This window comes from Kitasatospora sp. P5_F3, from assembly GCF_054049135.1.
This window is the reverse complement of record NZ_JBFUMY010000011.1, coordinates 20,166-39,406: the sequence shown is the minus strand read 5'-3', so window position 1 is coordinate 39,406 and position 19,241 is coordinate 20,166. Positions and strand designations below refer to the sequence as shown.

Annotated in this window: 16 protein-coding genes; 7 read left to right on the top strand and 9 right to left on the bottom strand. The window is 70.7% G+C overall.

The genetic code is table 11. The features are described from left to right. Window positions 1-15: 15 nt before the first annotated feature. The 4 genes from ACXJMZ_RS09520 to ACXJMZ_RS09505 are packed head-to-tail and all read right to left on the bottom strand — an operon-like array spanning window position 16 to window position 2,601. On the bottom strand, window positions 16-699 hold the full coding sequence (locus ACXJMZ_RS09520) for an AIM24 family protein (protein WP_457029551.1): 684 nt from the start codon (window positions 697-699) through the stop codon (window positions 16-18). 24 nt (window positions 700-723) lie between these two features. Next, window positions 724-1,416, bottom strand: coding sequence for an AIM24 family protein (locus tag ACXJMZ_RS09515; RefSeq protein ID WP_457029550.1), 693 nt, complete (start codon window positions 1,414-1,416; stop codon window positions 724-726). A gap of 16 nt (window positions 1,417-1,432) precedes the next feature. Further along, the gene (locus ACXJMZ_RS09510; RefSeq protein WP_457029549.1) at window positions 1,433-2,089 is read right to left on the bottom strand and encodes an AIM24 family protein; all 657 of its coding nucleotides are present in this window, start codon (window positions 2,087-2,089) and stop codon (window positions 1,433-1,435) included. Next, complete coding sequence (locus ACXJMZ_RS09505) at window positions 2,074-2,601, bottom strand: TerD family protein (protein ID WP_457029548.1); 528 nt, start codon at window positions 2,599-2,601, stop codon at window positions 2,074-2,076. Before ACXJMZ_RS09505 ends, ACXJMZ_RS09510 begins: the two co-directional genes overlap by 16 nt. A 228-nt stretch (window positions 2,602-2,829) precedes the next feature. Between ACXJMZ_RS09505 and ACXJMZ_RS09500 the strand changes: the two genes are divergently transcribed. Together ACXJMZ_RS09500 and ACXJMZ_RS09495 are read left to right on the top strand one after the other, a co-directional pair. Beyond that, complete coding sequence (locus ACXJMZ_RS09500) at window positions 2,830-3,690, top strand: MBL fold metallo-hydrolase (RefSeq protein ID WP_457029547.1); 861 nt, start codon at window positions 2,830-2,832, stop codon at window positions 3,688-3,690. A 112-nt stretch (window positions 3,691-3,802) separates the two neighbouring features. Continuing rightward, window positions 3,803-5,503, top strand: a complete 1,701-nt coding sequence (locus tag ACXJMZ_RS09495; RefSeq protein WP_457029546.1) for a substrate-binding domain-containing protein — start codon at window positions 3,803-3,805, stop codon at window positions 5,501-5,503. On the opposite strand, the gene ACXJMZ_RS09490 is transcribed toward ACXJMZ_RS09495, so the two are convergent. The 4 genes from ACXJMZ_RS09490 to ACXJMZ_RS09475 all read right to left on the bottom strand — a co-directional run bounded on the left by ACXJMZ_RS09490 (window position 5,490) and on the right by ACXJMZ_RS09475 (window position 11,098). Then, window positions 5,490-6,680, bottom strand: a complete 1,191-nt coding sequence (locus ACXJMZ_RS09490) for an MFS transporter (RefSeq protein WP_457029545.1) — start codon at window positions 6,678-6,680, stop codon at window positions 5,490-5,492. The two genes, ACXJMZ_RS09495 and ACXJMZ_RS09490, sit on opposite strands and share 14 nt — an antisense overlap. 321 nt (window positions 6,681-7,001) lie before the next feature. Beyond that, on the bottom strand, window positions 7,002-7,658 hold the full coding sequence (locus tag ACXJMZ_RS09485) for a hypothetical protein (protein WP_457029544.1): 657 nt from the start codon (window positions 7,656-7,658) through the stop codon (window positions 7,002-7,004). Then, complete coding sequence (locus ACXJMZ_RS09480; protein ID WP_457029543.1) at window positions 7,655-8,533, bottom strand: ATP-binding cassette domain-containing protein; 879 nt, start codon at window positions 8,531-8,533, stop codon at window positions 7,655-7,657. The genes ACXJMZ_RS09485 and ACXJMZ_RS09480 overlap by 4 nt, the downstream gene beginning before the upstream one ends. A gap of 129 nt (window positions 8,534-8,662) precedes the next feature. Next, the gene (locus ACXJMZ_RS09475; RefSeq protein WP_457029542.1) at window positions 8,663-11,098 is read right to left on the bottom strand and encodes an endo-beta-N-acetylglucosaminidase; all 2,436 of its coding nucleotides are present in this window, start codon (window positions 11,096-11,098) and stop codon (window positions 8,663-8,665) included. A 271-nt stretch (window positions 11,099-11,369) separates the two neighbouring features. Here ACXJMZ_RS09475 and ACXJMZ_RS09470 point away from each other — a divergent pair, with 271 nt between their 5' ends. Genes ACXJMZ_RS09470 through ACXJMZ_RS09450 form a run of 5 tightly spaced genes read left to right on the top strand, consistent with a single transcriptional unit; the run spans window position 11,370 to window position 18,763 of the window. Next, the gene (locus ACXJMZ_RS09470; protein ID WP_457029541.1) at window positions 11,370-12,656 is read left to right on the top strand and encodes an ABC transporter substrate-binding protein; all 1,287 of its coding nucleotides are present in this window, start codon (window positions 11,370-11,372) and stop codon (window positions 12,654-12,656) included. 25 nt (window positions 12,657-12,681) lie between these two features. Then, entirely contained in the window at window positions 12,682-13,554 is an 873-nt protein-coding gene (locus ACXJMZ_RS09465; protein WP_457029540.1) for a carbohydrate ABC transporter permease, read from the top strand. Window positions 13,555-13,556: 2 nt separating this feature from the next. Further along, window positions 13,557-14,411, top strand: a complete 855-nt coding sequence (locus tag ACXJMZ_RS09460; protein ID WP_457029539.1) for a carbohydrate ABC transporter permease — start codon at window positions 13,557-13,559, stop codon at window positions 14,409-14,411. A 35-nt stretch (window positions 14,412-14,446) separates the two neighbouring features. Continuing rightward, on the top strand, window positions 14,447-15,691 hold the full coding sequence (locus tag ACXJMZ_RS09455; protein WP_457029538.1) for a glycoside hydrolase 5 family protein: 1,245 nt from the start codon (window positions 14,447-14,449) through the stop codon (window positions 15,689-15,691). Between the two features lie 39 nt (window positions 15,692-15,730). After that, window positions 15,731-18,763: an alpha-mannosidase gene (locus ACXJMZ_RS09450; protein ID WP_457029537.1), complete on the top strand. Its 3,033-nt coding sequence runs from the start codon at window positions 15,731-15,733 to the stop codon at window positions 18,761-18,763. On the opposite strand, the gene ACXJMZ_RS09445 is transcribed toward ACXJMZ_RS09450, so the two are convergent. After that, entirely contained in the window at window positions 18,738-19,241 is a 504-nt protein-coding gene (locus ACXJMZ_RS09445) for a GNAT family N-acetyltransferase (RefSeq protein ID WP_457029536.1), read from the bottom strand. The genes ACXJMZ_RS09450 and ACXJMZ_RS09445 overlap by 26 nt on opposite strands.

Here is a 19,241-nt window from a genome sequence, read left to right as displayed (position 1 = left end):
CACTGACCGCCGGGGTCAGCCGCGCGGCACCCGCTGCGGCGGCAGCATCTCGCTGGGCTGCACGATCACGTAGCCCTGCCCGGTGAAGGACAGCTCCCAGCCCTCGGTCGCGGTGCCGCGTCGGCGCCAGGCCTCGGTGTTGCTGCTCTGCGCCTGGAGCTGCACCTCGAGACCGGAGGACCAGCCGACCACCGCGTCGGCGTCGCCGTAGACGTACCGGCCGGGCTCGACCGGCAGCACCAGGGGGCGGCCGGAGGTCATCAGCACCAGGCTTCCGGTGCCGGTGAACTCCAGCGCGCGCGAGCCGACTCCGGCGATCCGGTCACCGTTCTCGATGGCCACCGCCTGCCATTCCAGTGCGGCGTCGAGTGCCAGCACGTAGGTGTTGGTGATCACCATCTTCTCGCCGTTCAGCGGCAGCACGTGCAGGTGCTGGGCCAGGTTGGCGAGGTAGGCGGTGCCGGTGCCGGAGCAGCGCATCAGGTCGAGGGCGTCGGCGTCGCGCCGACGGTTGCGGCGGTTGCCGGACGGCGGCGACCAGGCGGCGAAGGCGACCTTGCCGACGTGCGCGACCATCGCGCCGGTGCGGGCCAGCACTTCGGAACTGCCGTCCAGCACCACCCGCAGCAGCTGCGGGTTCTGCAGGCCGAAGCGGTCGGTGCCGGTGCCGGCGGTGTGCGCCAGGAGGGGGCTCTGCACGGAAGGGCTCCTCGAACTCGGTTCTCAGCCGCGGATCTTGAGACGGTCGGCGGTGTCCTCGCTGGGCTGTACGACCACGAAGCCCGAGCCCTGGAAGCCGAGCTGCATGGCCTCGCCGCTGCCTCGGCCGACCAGCGAGCCGAGCTTCATGGACCGCCGGGCGCGCACCTGGAGACCGGTCGTCCAGGCGATCAGCGCGTCCGGGTCGACGTAGGTCTCCGCCTCGGCGCAGTTGAGCACCACCGGCACGCCGCGGGAGGTGACGGAGACCCAACCGGTGCCGGAGGCCTCCACGTTGTAGAGGCCGGTGCCGGCCAGCTTGGCCACCCCGCGCACCTTCTCCACGGTGCAGCGGAGGGTGGCGTCCAGGGCGAGCAGGTGCGAGCCGTTCACCGACAGGCTCTCGTCGGCGAGGTGCAGGTTCAGCACGTCCGCGCCCATGTCGGCGAGGTAGAGCGCGCCGTCGCCGGACCAGCTCAGCAGCGGGCTCCGCTCGCCGGCGGCCCACTCTCCGAGCGCCCGGCGGAAGGTCTGTGACACCGACTCGTACTGGAGGAAGCCGTCGTACGCCACCATCGAGCCCGCCTTGGCGTAGACATCCGCCCCGGTGGTGACCGCGACCCGGCAGATCGCCTTGCCGTGGTTGCTCATCCGGGTCGCGGTGTCGACGGGTCGGTGGGTGTCGAGCCCGCCGCCCGTGAGGAACTGTGCCTGCATGAATCCCCCTCGGTCCTCAGACCTCGAACGGCTGGACGACGACGAAGTTCCCCGGCCCGCCACGGAACTGGAGACTGTGCGCCTGGGCCGCGTGCCCGGTGTACGCGGAGCGCCGGATCCGCACCGGCGCGGTGGTGATCACCTGCGCACCCTTGGACCAGGCCACCAGCGCCTGGATGTCGACGTAGGTCTCCGGCACGGGTGTGACCGGCAGGACCACCGGGACGCCGTTGGTCTTCACCACGACCATGCCGTGCCCGCTGAGTTGCAGGGTGAAGAAGCCGCCGTTCGGCAGGCCATCGCCCTCGATCCGGCGCACCTCGTACTCCAGGCCCGCGTCGAAGGCCAGCAGCCGGTCCGAGCCGACGCAGAGCGAGTCGCCCTCCAGCCGGACCACGTGCAGGTCGCAGGCCTCGTCGGCGAGGAACACCTGACCCTCGCCGGAGACCCGCATCAGCTTGAGCGGCTGGCCGGTCAGGTTGCCGACCAGCTTGCGCAGCATGCCGGAGGCCTCGTACGCGAAGTCGGCCTTGCCCTGGTAGGCGACCATGCTGCCCTGGAGGGCGAGCACGTCCTGACCCTTGGTCAGGGTGACCCGCACCAGGTTGTCGTTCTGCTGCACCCAACCCGGGCTCTCCGGGAGCTCGGTGTACTTGGTCAGCGAGATCCGCACGCCGACCGGGACGGGCTCGGCGGGTTGGGGCCGACGCCGGGGCCGACGGCGGCGAACCGCCACTCGCCACCACGCCGGTAGACGTCGGCGAGCATCACGGCCCGCTCGGTGGAGAACTCGGTGCCGGTGAAGCTGTACCGGCCGACCTCGGCGCCGTCCGCCACGATCCGGACGTACCCTGAGGCCACCTGGGACATCTGCCCGCCGCCGTCGATGGTCGCGGTCAACGCCAGCTTGTGGACGGTCTCCGGCACCTGCGGCAGTGCCACCGCGAAGGACTCGGAGTCGCCCTCCTGCGCGCCGAGCAGCCGGATCGACTGCTCGGGGCTGTTGGGCTGGTTGAAGAAGACGAAGTACCGGTCGTCGCTCAGCCGTTCCTCGGCGTCGAGCCCGAAGCAGCTGATGTCGAAGGTGAGCCCGGGCCCGGCGATGTGTACACCGAGGTAGAGATCGGTGCTCGAAGTGAGCTCACTGACCCGCACCCGGGACGCCTTGGCAAGTTCTCTGGACATGGCGCGGACCGGCCCCCTTCCGGACGGCTTACTGATCTCCGGACCTTATCCCAGGCCGACGGCGGACAGCAGCCCCCGGGGTCTCTGACCTCACCTCAAGCCGGAACCCGAGACCTGCCGTTGCCACGCCTGTACGGAGCCCGGCCGCTTGAGCCACCCGCCTGATCCGCCGTCAGATCAGACCAATTCCCTTGGCGGGTACGGTGGGCACACGGTAGCTTCCGGGCCATGGACAAGATCACCTTCAACAGTGAGGCCCCGGCCACCCGCCCGCTCGACGTCCGGTGGATCCACGGGTCGGTGTCGGCCAAGCACAACGCCGACCCGGACATCCAGGTGTACTCCCACGACGAGCACACCCTGGTCCTCCGTCAGAACATGGCGGTCAACTACGAAGCCCCGTTCCTCTACCTGCTGTTCGGCGCCGACCGGGCTGTCCTGATCGACACCGGTGCGACCGCCTCCGCCGAGTACTTCCCGCTCCGTGCCACCGTCGACACCCTGGTCGACCAGTGGCTCGCCGCCCACCCGCGTGAGTCCTACCAGCTCCTGGTCCTGCACTCGCACGGGCACGGCGACCACGTGGCCGGGGACGGTCAGTTCGCCGACCGGCCCGACACCGTCGTGGTCCCCGCCGACCAGGCGAGCGCCTGGGGGTTCCTCGGCCTCGCCGACGACCCGTCCGTGACCGTCCCGCTCGACCTCGGCGGCCGGGTCCTGGAGTGCCTCGCCACCCCGGGCCACCACCGGGCCTCGGTCACGTACTACGACCCGCACACCGGCTTCCTGCTCACCGGCGACACCGTCTACCCCGGCCGGCTGTACGTCGAGGACTGGGCGGCCTTCACCCACTCGATCGACCGCCTGGTCTCCTTCACCGAGACCCGCCCCGTCACCCATGTGCTCGGCTGCCACATCGAGATGACCACGACTCCGGGCGACGACTACCCCATCTTCACCACCTACCAGCCCGACGAACACGTCCTCGAGCTGACGGCCGACCACCTCCGGCAGATCCGCGCCGCCATCCAGGAGATCGGCGACGAGCCCGGGACGTACCCCTACCCGGACTTCGTCATCTGCCGCTGACCTGTCGCGACGTTCGAGCTCCGCATGTCCGCCCTTCGGCAGGATGTCGCCGCGCGTTCACCGGGGCCACCAAGGGTGATCTTGGAATATCTTCGGGGGAAGCGAGTACATCGTGCGGTCTGCCGCGAGTTGGTGGCGTTCGCCGGGCACGGTCGCGTTGGCGACCGCTCTGGTCTGTCTGGTGGTTGACGGGGCGTCACCGGCGTCGGCGGCCGACCCTCGGGTGTCCGGTGCCGGGTCGACCACCGCCTACAACCAGATCGACTACTGGATCAACACGCTCCGGGCTTCCGGTCCCGTGGTCGACTACGACCCCCAGGGCTCCGCCTACGGGCGGGTGAACTTCTGGCACGACGCAACGGACTTCGCCGTCTCGGAACTGCCCTACGGCATCACCGACCAGGGCGTGACCGACCCGCCGCCGACCCGGCCGCACGCCTATCTGCCGATCACCGCAGGGGCGGTGGCGTTCCCGTACAACCTGGTGGTCGACGGGCGGCGGGTCACCGATCTGCGGCTGTCCAGCGTCGCGGCCGCCGGGATCTTCACCCGGGCCGTCACCCGGTGGAACGACCCCGTGATCGTCGCCGACAACCCCGGTCTGGCGCTGCCCGACCTGCCGATCCGCCCGGCCGTCCGCTCCGACGGCAACGCCACCACCTACGAACTGACCCGCTGGCTCGGGGCCGAGCAGCCCGCGGCCTGGGACGCGTACTGCTCGGCGGTCCGTGGTGCGCCCTGCGGTGCCACGGCCGTCTTCCCCGCCGCTCCGGGCACCGTGACAGCGCTCGGTTCCGCACTGGGAGTTGCCGTCTTCGTCGCGAACCAGGGGAACAACGGCTCCATCGGGTACACGAACGCGAGTTACGCGATGGAAGCCCGGCTGCCGATGGCGCGGGTACTGAACGGTGCCGGGTACTACACGGCGCCCACGGCGGGCGCGGTGGCCGTCGGTCTGACCGCCGCGACCGTGACGCCCGGCGAGCCGGTCGATCTCTCCACCGTCCGTACGAGCCCGGATCCCCGCGCCTATCCGCTGCCGGTGGTCAGCCACATGATCGTGCCGACCGCCGTGAGTGCCAACTTCAGCGCGTTCAAGGGCCAACCCCTTCGCGCCTTCGCCTCGTACGGGTTGTGCCAGCAGAGCAAGGCGGCGGTCATGGGCGATGCACCGCTGTCGCCCCGGATGATCGAGGCCGGGCTCCGGACCCTGCCGCGCATCCCCGGTGCCGCGGCCGCCGGCCCGGACCCGTCGGCCTGCGCCGCGCCGTCCGTCGCCGTCATCGACAGCGCGCCGCAGCCGCTGCCGTGCGACCGGCTCGGCGCCCAGGTCTGCGGTACGGACGTCCCGTCAGGTCCGGTGCAGAGGATCACCGCGACCGTGCCCCCCGGTGCCCTGGTGGTGTCCGTGGCCGGGCCGCCCGGGGTCGTCCTGCCGCAGGCGGCGCTCGACTCCGCCGGTACCTGGTTCCGCACCGGTGGCCCGATCACCCCGGTCACCATCACCGACACCCGCCCCGGCAACCTCGCCTGGTCGCTCTCCGGTCAGGCGAGCGACTTCACCGGCCCGGCCACCGGCGTCATCGAGGCCCGCCAGCTCGGCTGGGCCCCGGCCGTCCTCGACCGGGGCACCATCCGCTCCGTCACCCCGGGCCCGGCGGTCCTACCCGGCACGGGCCTCAACTCCCCGCGCACCCTCAGCTCCGGCACCGGCCCCGGCACCACCAGGGCGGGCGCGGACCTCACCCTGCAGATCCCGACCAGCACGCCGCCGGGCACGTACACGTCGATCCTCACGCTCACCGCGATCTGAGCGGGTCACTCTCGGCCCACCGCACGACGTAAGGGATCACCTGCCCGACCGCGACGAAGACCCCGCCCATCAGCAACCAGCCGGGCGTCCCCCAGGTGATGCAGAGGAAGCCCAACAGGGAGGGTGCGGCGACGCCTGCCAGGCCACTGCCGAACCTGAAGACACCCGAGTACTGTCCCTGCGCGTGGGCCGGAGCGAGGTTGTAACGCAGTTCGAACGAGCCGACCGCCTGCAGGATTTCGCCGATCGTGTGCACGCCGACCCCGAGCAGGATCAGCAACGCCGCCAGCCACCCGGGCACCCCGGCCGCCAGGCCGATCAGGGTCATCCCGGCCAGGAACGCCCAGCCCGAGCGGCGCCAGGCCTGCGCGGCGGAGGCGTTGCCGTCGATCCCGCGACTCGCCCTGACCTGCAGGGCCACCACCATGAAGGTACTGGCCAGCGCGCTCGCCCCGACGAACCAGCGCGGCGCATCGGTGCGTTGGACGATCCACAGCGGCAGTGCGAAGACCAGCACCTCGCCCTGGAGCGACATGACGCCGTCCAGCGCGGTGACCACGACGTAGCGGTAGTCCTTGAGCGCGATCCACCGACCGGTCCCCGGCGGCGGCGGGACGGGCGGCAGTGAGGGCAGTCGGCCGACGATGGCCGCGGTCACCACGAAGCTGAGCGCATTGCCCAGTACCAGGCACAAGTACGCTGTGTGCGTGTCCAGTTGGACGACCAGCGCGGCAAGTCCGGCGCCGATGCTGGCGGCCAGGTTGACGGCGGCACGCAGATAGGCCCGAAACTTGGCGGGCTGCTCGCCCGCGAGCGCGCGCACCAGCGGCCCCCGGGCGGCCGAACTGGCCGAGCCCGCCAGTTCGGTGAGGCAGACCACCACCACGAAGAGCCAGAACGAGTGCACCAGCACCATCGCCGCCATCGCCGCGGCCTGGACGATCAGCATCAGCCGGTACACCTCGCGCGGCCCGCGCCGGTCGGCCAGCCGCCCGACCGGTATCCCGGAGAGCAGCCCGACCAACCCGCCGACCCCCAGCCCGAGCCCGACCTGCGCCACCGACAGCCCGACCGAGCGGGTGTAGAAGAGCGCGGCGCTCAGCATGAAGACGCCGCTGCCCACCATGTTGACGAAACTCGCGGCCGCGAGCGTCCGCCTCGGCCCCCGTTCGAGCATGATCCCTCGCGAGACCAGCCAGGATTCCGCAGGGAACGCTGTTGTCATTTTTTCCAAGGCCTCGGACCGCCATCCCCACTCAAGGTTTCCGCAGCTCACCGCCGCTGCCGAACTCGGAGTATGGGGTCGCGATCAGCGCCCGGAGAAGGCCGCAACGGCAGGGGAAATGTCACACGCCGAACGGGAACGTGGCCGCCACCGTGTCCCGTTGGAGATTGTGTAACGCCACCTCAGAAGTGGTTACGATCCTGGGATTTATCGGGCGATGTCCACCCCCGCTGTCTCCGAGTGGCGGGTCCGGCGGATACCCCTGACCAGTACTCAGCTGTTCCTGACGGTGATCGCGTGGGTGGCGGCCGCTCCCAGTCCGAGCAGACCTGTGGCGGCGACCACCAGGACGGCCGCGGAGCCCAGGACGTCCGCCGAGTTCGAGGCGTGCTGGAGGTCGGTGAGCAGGATGTTGACCGGGGAGACGCCCTTGCCGAGCAGGACGGTCGGCAGGAGCACCAGGGACAGGACCAGCGCGTAGCCCTGCCGCCGGAACACCAGTGGTGAGCAGAGCAGTCCGATGGCCATGCCGGTGAAAGCACAGACGAGTTGGGCCTCCGTGCCGAGCGCCAGATCGGCGAGGCCGACGGTGTGTGTCCCGAACACCAGCGGCAGCACCAGACCGACCACCGTCAGCAGCAGGCACCCGACAGCGGCGGTCGCGACCGAGCCGAGCAGGACCCTCAGGCGGCTGCCCGCACTGACGACCACGATCGAGCGGTGCGGCGGATCCTCCAGGCCGATCAGCGCCACGGTGAGCCAGACGGAACAGAGCAGCATGGCCCCGGCCACGGCGGAGTAGGCGGCGGGGAGCGGACCACTGTCACTGCTGGTCAGCACGGCGGTCAGGCCGACGAACAGGAGGAGCGGTGCGAGGTAGCGCTGGGAGAGCAGCAGCGCCGTGAACAGGTAGCGGATCAGGGCGATCACCGGGCGACACTCCTCGCGTCCGCTCGGGAGGCGTGGTCGTGTGCGGCCCCAGCCACGGAGTCCACCGACCAGCGGTGCCGGAGCGCCGTCGTCAGTACGGCGTCCGAGTGCGCCCGCGTCACGCGCAGAACGATGCGCTGACCCCGGCGGGCGGCGTCCAGCACGCCCGGGAGTGCGGGCCAGTCGACTTCGTCCGGTACGGCGCCGGTGGGCGGCAGGGTCAGCACCAGCTCGAGCACCGAGGCGGGGCCCTCGGACTGCGGGCCGCCCCGCCGGGTGACCCGGCCGTCGGTGATGGTGTAGGCGCCGCCGGCGTGCGTCTCGGTGATCGCCTCGCGGTGGTCGGTGAAGACCACCGCCCCACCCTGGGCGGCCACTTCGCCGATGAGCTCCCCCAGGACGCCGTGGGCCGAGGCGTCCAGACCGGACCACGGCTCGTCCAGGACCAGCAGGTCGGGCCGGACAAGCAGCGCCTGGGCCAGCGCCACCTTCTGCGCGTTGCCCTTGGAGAGCGTGCGCAGCGACGTGTCCGGGCCGCCGACGAGGGCCAGCCGGTCCAGCAGGGCGGCTCCGCCGGCGCGGGCGGCGGAGGCCGACAGGCCCCGGATGCGTCCCAGGTGGGTGAGATAGGAGATCGCAGACATGCGTTCGTGCGCCGTGAAGCGGTCCGGTACGTAACCGATGGTCGACGGCCGGCCCGACACCGTGCCGGACGTGGGCCGCGACAGTCCGACGAGGATCTTCAGCAAGGTCGACTTCCCGGAGCCGTTGCTGCCCAGCACCGCGACGACGTCGCCGGCGGAGACCTCCATGTCCACCTCGCTGAGGACCCACGGCCCTGCACCGTAACGTTTGCAGACAGCTTCACAGTGCAACACCTTGACTCCCCGGCCGTTTGTCCGCGCTCCCGCCACTACATCAAACATCGAGTCACCAGGACAGCTGAAAGCCGGTGCCCCGGCGCTGCGGGCGAGCGCCGGGGCGGGTGGTGGGGCAGCGATGGGTCAGGAGCCCCAGGCCTCGAACTCGTAGATGCGGGTGGCGGGGTCGGTGGTCTGGGTGGGTTTGCTGACCACCAAGCGGACGTAGCGGGCGCTCAGGGCGACCGGATGGTTTGTGGTGGCGGCGGTGTTGCCGGTGACGGTGGTGGCGGTGGTCCAGGGGTCGGTGGTGGTGTTGCGGACCTGGACGGTGAAGTCGCGGGTGTTCCAGGAGGCGCTCTCGCCGCCCGCCGCCGCGTGTTTGACGGTGAATCGGCTGAGCGGCCGGACCGAGCCGAGGTCGACCTCCAGCGACGGACTGGTGGTCAGCGCACACCACTTGTCGCTGTTGCCACCCGAGACGCTGCCGTTGACGGCCTTGGCCGCGCCCTCGTTGGCGTTGCACTGGGCGGAGGCGGTGGCAGGCCGGTTCAGGGCGAGGTTGGACTCGGTGACGGTGGACCAGGAGACCGTCGTGGCAGCGGCGGTGGAGCGGCCGAGCTCGGTGGAGACGGCCTCGACGTCCAGGGTGGTGGCGGTCTCGGTGCCGGCCCGGTCGAGCTGCGGGACGAAGTAGGCGTCGTTCGGGGTGGCGCCGAGGAAGGTCCGGGTGCCGTCGGCGTTGCGGCGGTAGACCTCGTAGTGGTGGACCGATCCGGAGGCGGAGGCCGTCCAGGCCAGCCGCAGGGACTTGCGGGTCGCGGAGACGTCGGTGCTGCCCAGCACGGTCAGTGCGGTGGGTGCGGCAGCGCTGTCCACCAGCCCGTCGTAGACCCGGAGTTGACCGATCTTCAGGTCGAAGGATGGTGTCGTGCCGACGGTCTGCAGGCCGATCTGGGCGATCGTCCGGCCCGCGTAGGCGGACAGGTCGAGGGTCCTGGTCTCCCAGCCCGAGCCGGTGGTCGAGCCGAGGTCGAGGGTGGTGAAGGTGGTCGGTGCGTCGGTGAACGCGACCGCCGCCCGGAGGTTGGTGGCCCGGGCCGTCGGGGTCTTGAGGGTCACGGACAGCTTGGTGTCGGCGGCCACCGGCAGTTTGGTCTGGTACAGCCGGACGGTGTTGGTGGCGTCCAGGGTGCCGGTGAGCCGGAGCGAGGAGCCGCCCTCGTACGCGTCGGTGAAGTCGATGGACGGGGTGAGCCGGCTGCCGGTCGAGCTGACCGACCAGCGGTAGGTGGGCGGGACGTCCTGGAGCGAGAGGTTGTTCCAGCCGGTCGAACCGACGCGTACGCCACCGGAGTTGTAGAAGTCGCCCTGGCCGGTGCCGAAGGAGGTGACGAAGGGCTTGGCGGTGATGGGGGAGGACTCGGCGACGTAGTTCGCCAGACCCTTCCAGGTGGAGCTGGTGGTGGTGTCGGCCGGGTCGGCGTTGGCGCCGACCCAGTAGCGGGAGTCCTTGGCGTAGAAGTCGGCGCGGTCGGTGGCGGACTTCCAGGTCCACTCGGGCCGGTAGAGGCCCAGTGAGGTGGTGTGCGGCTGGGCGGCCGGGAAGAGGGTGGACCAGGAGACCGAGGTGTTGTAGCCGTTGGCCTCGGTGTCGATGCCGGAGTACAGCTCGTACTCGCTGCGGCCCAGTGAACGGGCCAGCGTGCGCGAGGAGTTCAGGCCGGAGCTGCTCCAGCCGAAGTTGAGGAACATCGAGTCGGAGGTCCGCCCGGCCGTCTCCTGGAGGAAGGCGTCGTTGGCCGAGGTCAGCGCGTTCTGCCAACTCACCGGGCCGGACTCGGTCATGGCGTCGTACCACATGAACTCGACCGGGCCGAGCGAGCGGGCGTAGCGCATCTCGTTGCGCAGCTCGGTGGCCAGTGCCGCGTCGCCGCCGGCCGTCTCCTGGTTGATGAACCAGCCGTCGAAGCCGTAGTACTGGGCGGCCTGGGCGAGCTTGTCGGCGACCGGGTAGCTCGAGCCGGACTTCTGGGCGAAGTCGCGGACCCACTGGAGCTGGCCGCCGTACGCGGTGGGCGGGAAGAACACCGTCCCGTAGACCTTCACCCCGTTGCGGTGGGCGGCGTCGATCACGGTCGGGTTGGGGGCGAGGATCAGGCCCTCGCCGGCCGAACCGCCCCAGAACACCAGCTTGTCGACGTACTGCCAGTAGCCGAAGGCGTAGTAGTTCGGGTCGGCCGAGCCCTGCGAGGGGTTGTTGGAGGTCGGGCCGAAGGAGACCAGCGAGGCGATCTTCCCCTCCCCGGCCCGGGCGTTGGCGTTGGCCTTGAGGGCGGGGTCGGAGACCCGGGGGCGGAGCGGGACCCGGGAGCGGTTGAACCGGGCGTCCGGGTCGGTGGCCGGGTCCCAGTTCAGGATGCTGCTCGGGTACCAGTAGGACGCGAACGGCTGGGTGCCGGCGGCCGCCGTGAGCCCGGGGCGGTCGACGGCGTGCGAGGTGGCGCTGGAGGTAGGGGCGATGCCGAGGACGGCTGCGGTGAGCGCCGTGGTCAGCAGGAGGGGGAGATGTCGTCTCATCCGATGCTCCGGTCCAAGCGAAGTGGGTGGAGTTGCGCTCGGGTTGGCATGCCGCCCCGGAGGCTAAATTGCTTTAGCTGGTGGCGTCAAGGGTGCCGGGAGCAACTGAAGCTCTACTGGAAGAGCGGAGTGCCTTGTGAAGCTGGAGAGTTGGGAAAGTGTGCTGCTGCACGCACCCTTGACGGCGAATCGGATCGGCGGCATAGTCCCCGATCACTAGAGCGGTTTAGTCAGGACCACCCTCGTCTCGACACCCCAGGAGACCCCTCTGATGCGAAGAAGCCACCGGGTACGGTTGACCGTCACCGCGCTCGCCCTGTCGACCCTCGCGGGCTGCGGCCTCGGCGACAACTCCGGCTCCACCGACGGTGCCGGTGCGGCCGTCACAGGCGAAGTGAAGGGCAAGGTCTCGATCCAGACCTGGGCCCTGAAGCCGAAGTTCACCGCGTACATGGACGGCGTCATCGCCGCCTTCGAGAAGCAGTACCCCGGCACCGACGTCGAGTGGCTGGACCAGCCCGGCGACGGCTACTCCGACAAGGTGCTCAGCCAGGCGGCGGGCGGTTCGCTGCCCGACGTGGTCAACCTCCCGCCGGACTTCGCACTGCCGCTGGCCAAGCAGAACATGCTGCTGGACGTGGCGGCGGCGGACCCGAAGCTGACCGAGGACTACGTGAAGGGCGGCATCGACGCCTACCGCTTCGCCGGGCGCACCGGGGCGTACGGCTACCCCTGGTACCTCAACACCGATGTGAACTACTGGAACTCGGAGCTGCTCACCCGGTACGGCCTGGACCCGAAGAAGGTGCCGGCGGGCCTGGACGAGCTGATCGCGCAGGCCAGGACGGTCAAGGAGAAGTCGGGCGGGGCCGCCTACCTGATGAGCCGTAAGCCCGGCCTCGGTGACCTGGCCAACGCGGGCGTGAAGATCATGGCCGAGGACGGGAAGAGCTTCACCTTCAACACCCCCGAGGCCGCCGCCCTGCTCGACAAGTACGTGGCCGCCTTCAAGGAGGGCCTGCTCCCCAAGGACGTGCTGACCGACACCTACGCCGGGAACGCCAAGCTGTTCAACGCCGGTACGGTCGCCTGGACCACGGGCGGCGGTAACTACATCACCAGCCTCGCCACCGACAACCCGACGCTGGCGCCGAAGGTGGTCCCGTCCGCCGCGATGGGCACGCCGCCGCTCTACGTCCAGGGCCTGTCGGTCGCGAAGGGCAGCAAGAACGCAGCCACCGCCGTCGCGCTGGCCCGTTGGGTGACCAACGCCGAGAACCAGGCCGCCTTCGCCCACCTGACCAGCATCTTCCCGTCGACCAAGGCCTCGGCCGGGGACGCCTTCTTCAGTAAGAGCGACGGCAGCAACGCCAGCGACGCGAAGGTGATCGCCTTCAACTCGCTGGCCGAGGCGCAGATGCTGCAGCCGGTGCAGGTCAACGACGCGATGAGCACCGTCATCAACCAGCAGATCGCGCTCGCCATCAGCGGTCAGGCCGGCTCGAAGCAGGCGCTGGACACGGCGGTCGACCGCTGCAACCAGCTGCTCAAGGACTGAGCGACTCGGAACGGAGAGGCGTGCGATGACCCACCGGCGCTGGTTCACCCCGTGGCTGCTGGCCGCCCCGGCCGTGGTCTGGCTGGCCGTCTTCAACCTGTGGCCCGCACTGAACACGGTGGTGCTGTCGTTCACCAACGCCAAGCCGCTCGGCGGCGGCCGGTTCACCGGCCTGGCCAACTACGAACGCGCGTTCAGCGACGAGCAGTTGGCCGATGCGCTGCTGAACAGCATCGTCTACCTGCTGATCTGCCTGCCGCTGCTCACCCTGTTCCCGCTGCTGCTGGCCCTGCTGGTGGAGAAGCGGTTGCCCGGCATCACCTTCTTCCGGACCGCCTTCTACACCCCGGTGATCGCCTCCGCCGTGGTGGTCGCGCTGATCTGGGGCTGGGTGCTGGACGACCGGGGTCTGGTGAACGGGCTGCTCGGCCAACTCGGCCTGGCCGACCAGCCGGTGTCCTTCCTCACCGACCGCTGGCTGCTGCTGTTCAGCGCGATCGGCCTGACGGTGTGGAAGGGCCTCGGGTACTACATGGTGATCTACCTATCGGCGCTCGGGAACGTCGGCCGCGAGCTGCACGAGGCGGCCGCGGTCGACGGGGCGTCGGCGGTCCGCCGGTTCTGGCACGTCACGCTGCCGGGGGTACGGCCCACCATGATGCTGGTCTCGGTGCTGATCTCGGTCTCCGCGCTGCGGGTGTTCTCCGAGCTGTACGTGCTCTCCAACGGCACCGGCGGGCCGGGCGGACGCGACATGTCGGTGGTGATGCTCATTCAGATGTACAGCCGGGGCTTCACCGGGCACATCGGCTACGCCTCGGCGCTCAGCCTGCTGCTCTTCCTGATCACCATCGGCCCGATGCTGCTGCTGGCGCGGCTGAACCGAAAGGCGGCCTGACGGTGCGACAGGCGAGGACCCGGAGCTTCAACACCCCGTCACCCGCCGAGCGGACGGTGCGTTACCTGCTGCTGGCAGTGGTGCTGCTGCTGACCGTCGGCCCGTTCCTCTGGCAGCTGTCCACCTCGCTCAAGGGCCCGGGGGAGGACGTCTGGTCCAGGACCCCGGGCTTCTGGCCGCAGCAGCTGACCTTCGCCAACTACGGCAAGGTGGCCGACACCATCCCGGTCTGGACGTACGCCGCCAACTCGCTGGTGGTGGCCGGGATCGCTGTGGTCGGCAACGCGGTGGGCGCCACCCTGGCCGGGTTCGCGCTGGCCCGGCTGCGGTTCCGGGGTGCCCGGCTGGTGCTCGGCCTGTTCCTGGCCACCCTGGTGCTGCCCGGCGAGGTCACCATCGTCTCCCAGTACGTCACGGTGCGCAGCCTCGGCCTGACCGACACGCTCGCCGGGGTGGCGCTGCCCGGGGCGGTCGCGATGCTGAACGTGCTGCTGATGCGCACCGCCTTCCAGGCCGTCCCGCCGGACCTGGACGCGGCGGCGCTGGTGGACGGCGCCAACGTCTGGCAGCGCCTGGTGCACGTCGGCCTGCCGAACGTCCGGGGGATGCTCAGCGTGGTGGTCATCTTCACCTTCATCGGCGCCTGGGACGATTTCCTCTGGCCGCTGATCGTGCTGAACGACCCGGGCAAGTACACCCTCACCGTCGGACTGCAGTACCTGAACGGCACGTTCAGCGCCAACCCCCGGCTGATCGCGGCCGGCACGATGATCGCCTTCCTGCCGATCGTCGTGGTCTTCGCCACCCTCCAGCGCTTCTTCTTCAAGGGCGTCGAGGAAGGCGCGGTCAAAGGCTGACCGCGCGTACTCCGCAGAGGAGGGCCGTTCCCGGTATGACCACCAGCACCCCCCGTTTCGGCGTCAACTACACGCCGAGCCAAGGCTGGTTCCACCACTGGCTCGACTTCGAGCTGGACCAGCTCCGGGCCGACCTGGACTCGATCGCCGCGCTCGGCCTCGACCACCTCCGGGTCTTCCCGCTCTGGCCGCTCTTCCAGCCGAACCGGACGCTGATCCGCCCCCGGGCGGTCGAGCAGCTGGTGCAACTGGTCGACGCGGCGGCCGAACGGGGGCTGGACGTCGCGGTGGACGGGCTGCAGGGCCACCTGTCCAGCTTCGACTTCCTGCCCTCCTGGACCGCCACCTGGCACCGGCGGAACATCTTCACCGACCCCGAGGTGCTGGACGGTCAGGCCCGCTATCTGCACACCCTGGCCTCGGCGTTGGCAGAGCGGGCGAACTTCCTCGGCATGACGGTCGGCAACGAGATCAACCAGTTCTCCGGCGACCCGCACCCCGACCCGGACCGGATCACCCCGGAGCAGGCGGATGCCTGGCTGCGCCGGATGCTGGCCGCCTGCGAGCAGGGCGCACCCGGCCGGCTGCACCTGCACGCGGAGTACGACGCGTGCTGGTACCAGGACGACCACCCCTTCACCCCCGCGCAGGCCGCCAGGATCGGCTCGGCGACGGCGGTGCACTCCTGGGTGTTCAACGGCACCGCCCAGCGGCACGGCGCCGGTTCGGTCGCGGTCGGGCAGCACGCCGCCTACCTGATCGAGCTCTCCAAGGCCTGGGCCGAGGACCCGGCCCGGCCGGTCTGGCTCCAGGAGGTCGGCGCCCCCGAGCCGCACATCCCGCCCGGGCAGGCGGCCGACTTCGTCCGGACCACGGTGGCCGCCGCCCTGGACTGCCCCGGGCTGTGGGGCGTCACCTGGTGGTGCTCGCACGACGTGTCACGTTCGCTGGCCGACTTCCCCGAACTGGAGTACAGCCTCGGCCTGTTGACCAACGACCGGCAGGTCAAACCGGCCGGCCGGGCGATCGCCCGCGCGGTCGAGCAGGTGCGCGCGCACTGGCAGCGACCGGCGCCGCGCAGCACCGCGCTGGTGCTGGACCTGCCGGAGGCGGCGGCCAAGCGTTCGACCTGCGCCCCGGGCGGCGCGTTCTTCGAGGCGTTCATGCGGCTTAGCGCGACCGGTGCCAGACCGGCCGTGGTGCTGGCCGGCCGAGCCGCCGATGCCGAGCACCTGGCCGCGCGCGGGATCACCGAGCTGGTCACCGTCGATCAGGCCTGAAGTACCCACCAATACCCACTAGTTGATGGAGTGTCCGGCATGCATGACGACCGCAGCCTGGTCGAGGCCCGCCTGAAGCGGGTACTGGAGGAGCGCATCCGACCGGCGATGTACCCGGAGTCGGTGCCGCTGAAGGTCGGGATCTGGACCGCGCCGGACGAACCGGTGCCGGTGGCGGAGGGCCTCGCCGCCCCACGCACCCCGATCGCGGCCGGACAGCGCTGGGGCGCGCCCTGGGGCACCAGCTGGCTGACCGTCAGCGGGACGGTGCCGCAGGCCTGGGCCGGACGGACGGTCGAGGCACTGATCGACCTCGGCTTCGACGCCAACATGCCCGGCTTCCAGTGCGAGGGCCTGGTCTACCGGCCGGACGGCACGCCGGTGAAGGGGCTCAACCCGCGCAACCAGTGGGTGCGGATCGCCGCCCCGGCGGTCGGCGGCGAACAGGTGCTGCTGCACGTCGAGGCCGCGTCCAACCCGGTGATCCTGGACTACCACCCGTTCCTGCCCACCGAGTTGGGCGAGAAGGAGACCGCCGGGAGTGAGCCGCAGTACCGGCTGGAGCGGGTCGACCTGGCGGTCCTGGACGAGACGGTCTGGCAGCTGGTGATCGACCTCGAGGTGCTCGGTGAGCTGATGGCCGAGCTGCCGGTGGACGGCGCCCGCCGTTGGGACATCCTGCGAGCCGTCGAACGGGCCCTGGACGCGATCGACCTGCAGGACGTCAACGGGACGGCCGCCGCCGCCCGGGAGCAGCTGGCCGGCGTGCTCGCCAGCCCCGCCGAGCCCTCGGCGCACCGGATCAGCGCGGTCGGCCACGCCCACATCGACTCGGCCTGGCTCTGGCCGCTGCGCGAGACGGTCCGCAAAGTGGCCAGGACCACCGCCAACATGACCGCGCTGCTGGAGGACGAGCCGGACTTCGTCTACACCATGTCGCAGGCGCAGCAGTACGCCTGGATCAAGGAGCACCGGCCCGAGGTGTACGCCCGGGTGAAGAAGGCGGTGGCGGAGGGTCGGTTCGTGCCGGCCGGTGGCATGTGGGTCGAGTCGGACACCAACATGCCGGGCTCGGAGGCGATGGCCCGTCAGTTTGTCCACGGCAAGCGGTTCTTCCTGGACGAGTTCGGGATCGAGAACGAGGAGGCCTGGCTGCCGGACACCTTCGGCTTCGCGGGCGGGCTGCCACAGATCATCAAGGCGGCCGGGTCCAAGTGGCTGCTCACCCAGAAGATCTCCTGGAGCCAGGTCAACAAGTTCCCGCACCACACCTTCTGGTGGGAGGGCATTGACGGGACCAGGATCTTCACCCACTTCCCGCCTGTGGACACCTACAACTGCTCGATGGACGGGCGTGAAATCGCCCACGCCGCCCGGAACTTCAAGGACAAGGGGGTGGCCAGGCACTCCATCGCGCCGACCGGCTGGGGCGACGGCGGCGGGGGCACCACGCGCGAGATGATCGCCAAGGCGGCCCGGCTGCGCGACCTGGAGGGATCGGCCCGGGTGACCTGGGAGCGGCCCGCCGAGTTCTTCGCCAAGGCGCAGGCCGAGTACCCGAACCCGCCGGTCTGGGTCGGCGAACTCTACCTGGAGCTGCACCGGGCGACGCTGACCAGCCAGGCCAGGACCAAGCAGGGCAACCGAGCGGCGGAGAACCTGCTCCGGGAGGCCGAACTGTGGGCCGCCACGGCGGCGGTGCGGGCCGGAGTCCCGTACCCGTACCAGGAGTTGGACCGGATCTGGAAGACCGTCCTGCTGCACCAGTTCCACGACATCCTGCCCGGCTCCTCGATCGCCTGGGTGCACCGCGAGGCCGAGCGGACGTACGCGGCGGTCGGCGCCGAGCTGACCGGGATCACCGAGCGTGCTCAGCGCGCGCTGGCCGGCGACCCGGGGGCCGGGGGCGAGGTGGTCTTCAACGCCGCCCCGCACGCGCGCGGTGGAGTGCCCGCCGGTGGCGGGCGGGTGGCCGGCTCATCGGCCGGGGGCTGCACCGTGACGGCCCGGCCGGACGGCGGGTTCCGGCTGGGGAACGGTCTGCTCCAGGTCGAGGTGGACGGGCGCGGGCTGGTGGTGTCGGTGCTCGACCTCGCCGCCGGGCGGGAGACGGTGGCCCCCGGGACGGCGGCCAACCTGCTCCAGATCCACCCCGACTTCCCGAACATGTGGGACGCCTGGGACGTGGACCAGTTCTACCGGAACACCGTCACCGACCTGACCGACGTGGACGCGATCGCGGTGTCGGCCGACTCGCCGCAGGCCGTGTCGGTCCGGGTGTCGCGCTCGTTCGGGGCGTCCACGGCGGTGCAGACGATCGGTCTGACGGCGGGCGCCAAGCGGCTGGAGCTCGGCACCGAGGTGGACTGGCACGAGACCGAGAAGTTCCTCAAGGCCGCCTTCCCGCTCGACCTGCACACCGACCGGTACGCCGCCGAGACCCAGTTCGGCCACCTGTACCGCCCGACCCACACCAATACCAGCTGGGAGGCGGCCAGGTTCGAGTCCTGCAACCACCGCTTCGTCCACCTGGCCGAACCCGGCTGGGGCGTCGCGCTGGTGACGGCCTCCACCTACGGGCACGACGTCACGCGCACCGTCCGTGAGGAGGACCACGGCACCACCACCACGGTCCGGTTCTCGCTGCTGCGAGCACCTCGCTTCCCCGACCCGCACACCGACCAGGGCCTGCACAGCTTCCGGCACGCGCTGGTGCCGGGCGCGGGGATCGGCGACGCGGTCCGGGAGGGATACCTGATCAACCTGCCCGAGCGGCGGGTCGCCGGTGACACGGAGGTCCGGCCGCTGGTYGAGGTCGACCACGAGGCGGTGACGGTCAGCGCGGTCAAGCTCGCCGACGACGGGAGCGGGGACGTGGTGGTGCGCCTGTACGAGAGCGCGGGCGGCCGGGCCGAGGCGGTGCTCGGCGCGGGGTTCGACTTCGCCGCCGTGCAGGTCTGCGACCTGCTGGAGCGTCAGCTGCCGGACCGGCACGCGGTGGTGGCAGGCGCGGGCGTCCGACTACGGCTGCGCCCGTTCGAGCTGGTCACCCTGCGGTTCGTCCGGAGCTGACGAGCCGGCGCCGGTAGCGGGTACCGGGGCGGCCGTCGAGGTCGACGTCCGCCTCGGGGGTGAAGCCGGTGCGGGCCAGGACGGCCATCGAGGCCGGGTTGTCGTGGGTGGTGACGGCGTTGAGGGAGGTCATCCGGTAGTCGGTGACGGCCAGTCGGCAGAGCTGCTCGACGGCGGCGGTGGCGACGCCCCGGCCGGCGGCGTGTTCGCCGATCCGGTAGCCGAGTTCGGCGGTGCCGTCCGCGACGTCGACCAGGTTGACCCGGCCGAGCAGCTCTCCCCGGTCGTCCAGGACGAGGTGAAAGCGGATCAGACCGGTGTCCTGCTCGGCGAGCAGGGCGCGGTGCCGGTCGGCGAACCCGGCGAAGTAGGCGTCGCCGCGATCCGGCACGGACCGGGCGAAGTACGCGCGGTTCGCCAGCTCGAACGCCAGCAGGGCCTGCTCGTGCTCGGCCGTGAGCCGCTGCAGTCGGATCAT

Excerpts from the sequence above, each read along its gene's own strand:
- ACXJMZ_RS09470 (WP_457029541.1), top strand. The coding sequence starts at position 11,370 with ATGCGAAGAAGCCACCGGGTACGGTTGACCGTCACCGCGCTCGCCCTG.
- ACXJMZ_RS09490 (WP_457029545.1), bottom strand. The coding sequence starts at position 6,680 with ATGCTCGAACGGGGGCCGAGGCGGACGCTCGCGGCCGCGAGTTTCGTC.
- ACXJMZ_RS09515 (WP_457029550.1), bottom strand. The coding sequence starts at position 1,416 with ATGCAGGCACAGTTCCTCACGGGCGGCGGGCTCGACACCCACCGACCC.
- ACXJMZ_RS09475 (WP_457029542.1), bottom strand. The coding sequence starts at position 11,098 with ATGAGACGACATCTCCCCCTCCTGCTGACCACGGCGCTCACCGCAGCC.
- ACXJMZ_RS09505 (WP_457029548.1), bottom strand. The coding sequence starts at position 2,601 with ATGTCCAGAGAACTTGCCAAGGCGTCCCGGGTGCGGGTCAGTGAGCTC.
- ACXJMZ_RS09500 (WP_457029547.1), top strand. The coding sequence starts at position 2,830 with ATGGACAAGATCACCTTCAACAGTGAGGCCCCGGCCACCCGCCCGCTC.
- ACXJMZ_RS09445 (WP_457029536.1), bottom strand. The coding sequence starts at position 19,241 with ATGATCCGACTGCAGCGGCTCACGGCCGAGCACGAGCAGGCCCTGCTG.
- ACXJMZ_RS09465 (WP_457029540.1), top strand. The coding sequence starts at position 12,682 with ATGACCCACCGGCGCTGGTTCACCCCGTGGCTGCTGGCCGCCCCGGCC.
- ACXJMZ_RS09455 (WP_457029538.1), top strand. The coding sequence starts at position 14,447 with ATGACCACCAGCACCCCCCGTTTCGGCGTCAACTACACGCCGAGCCAA.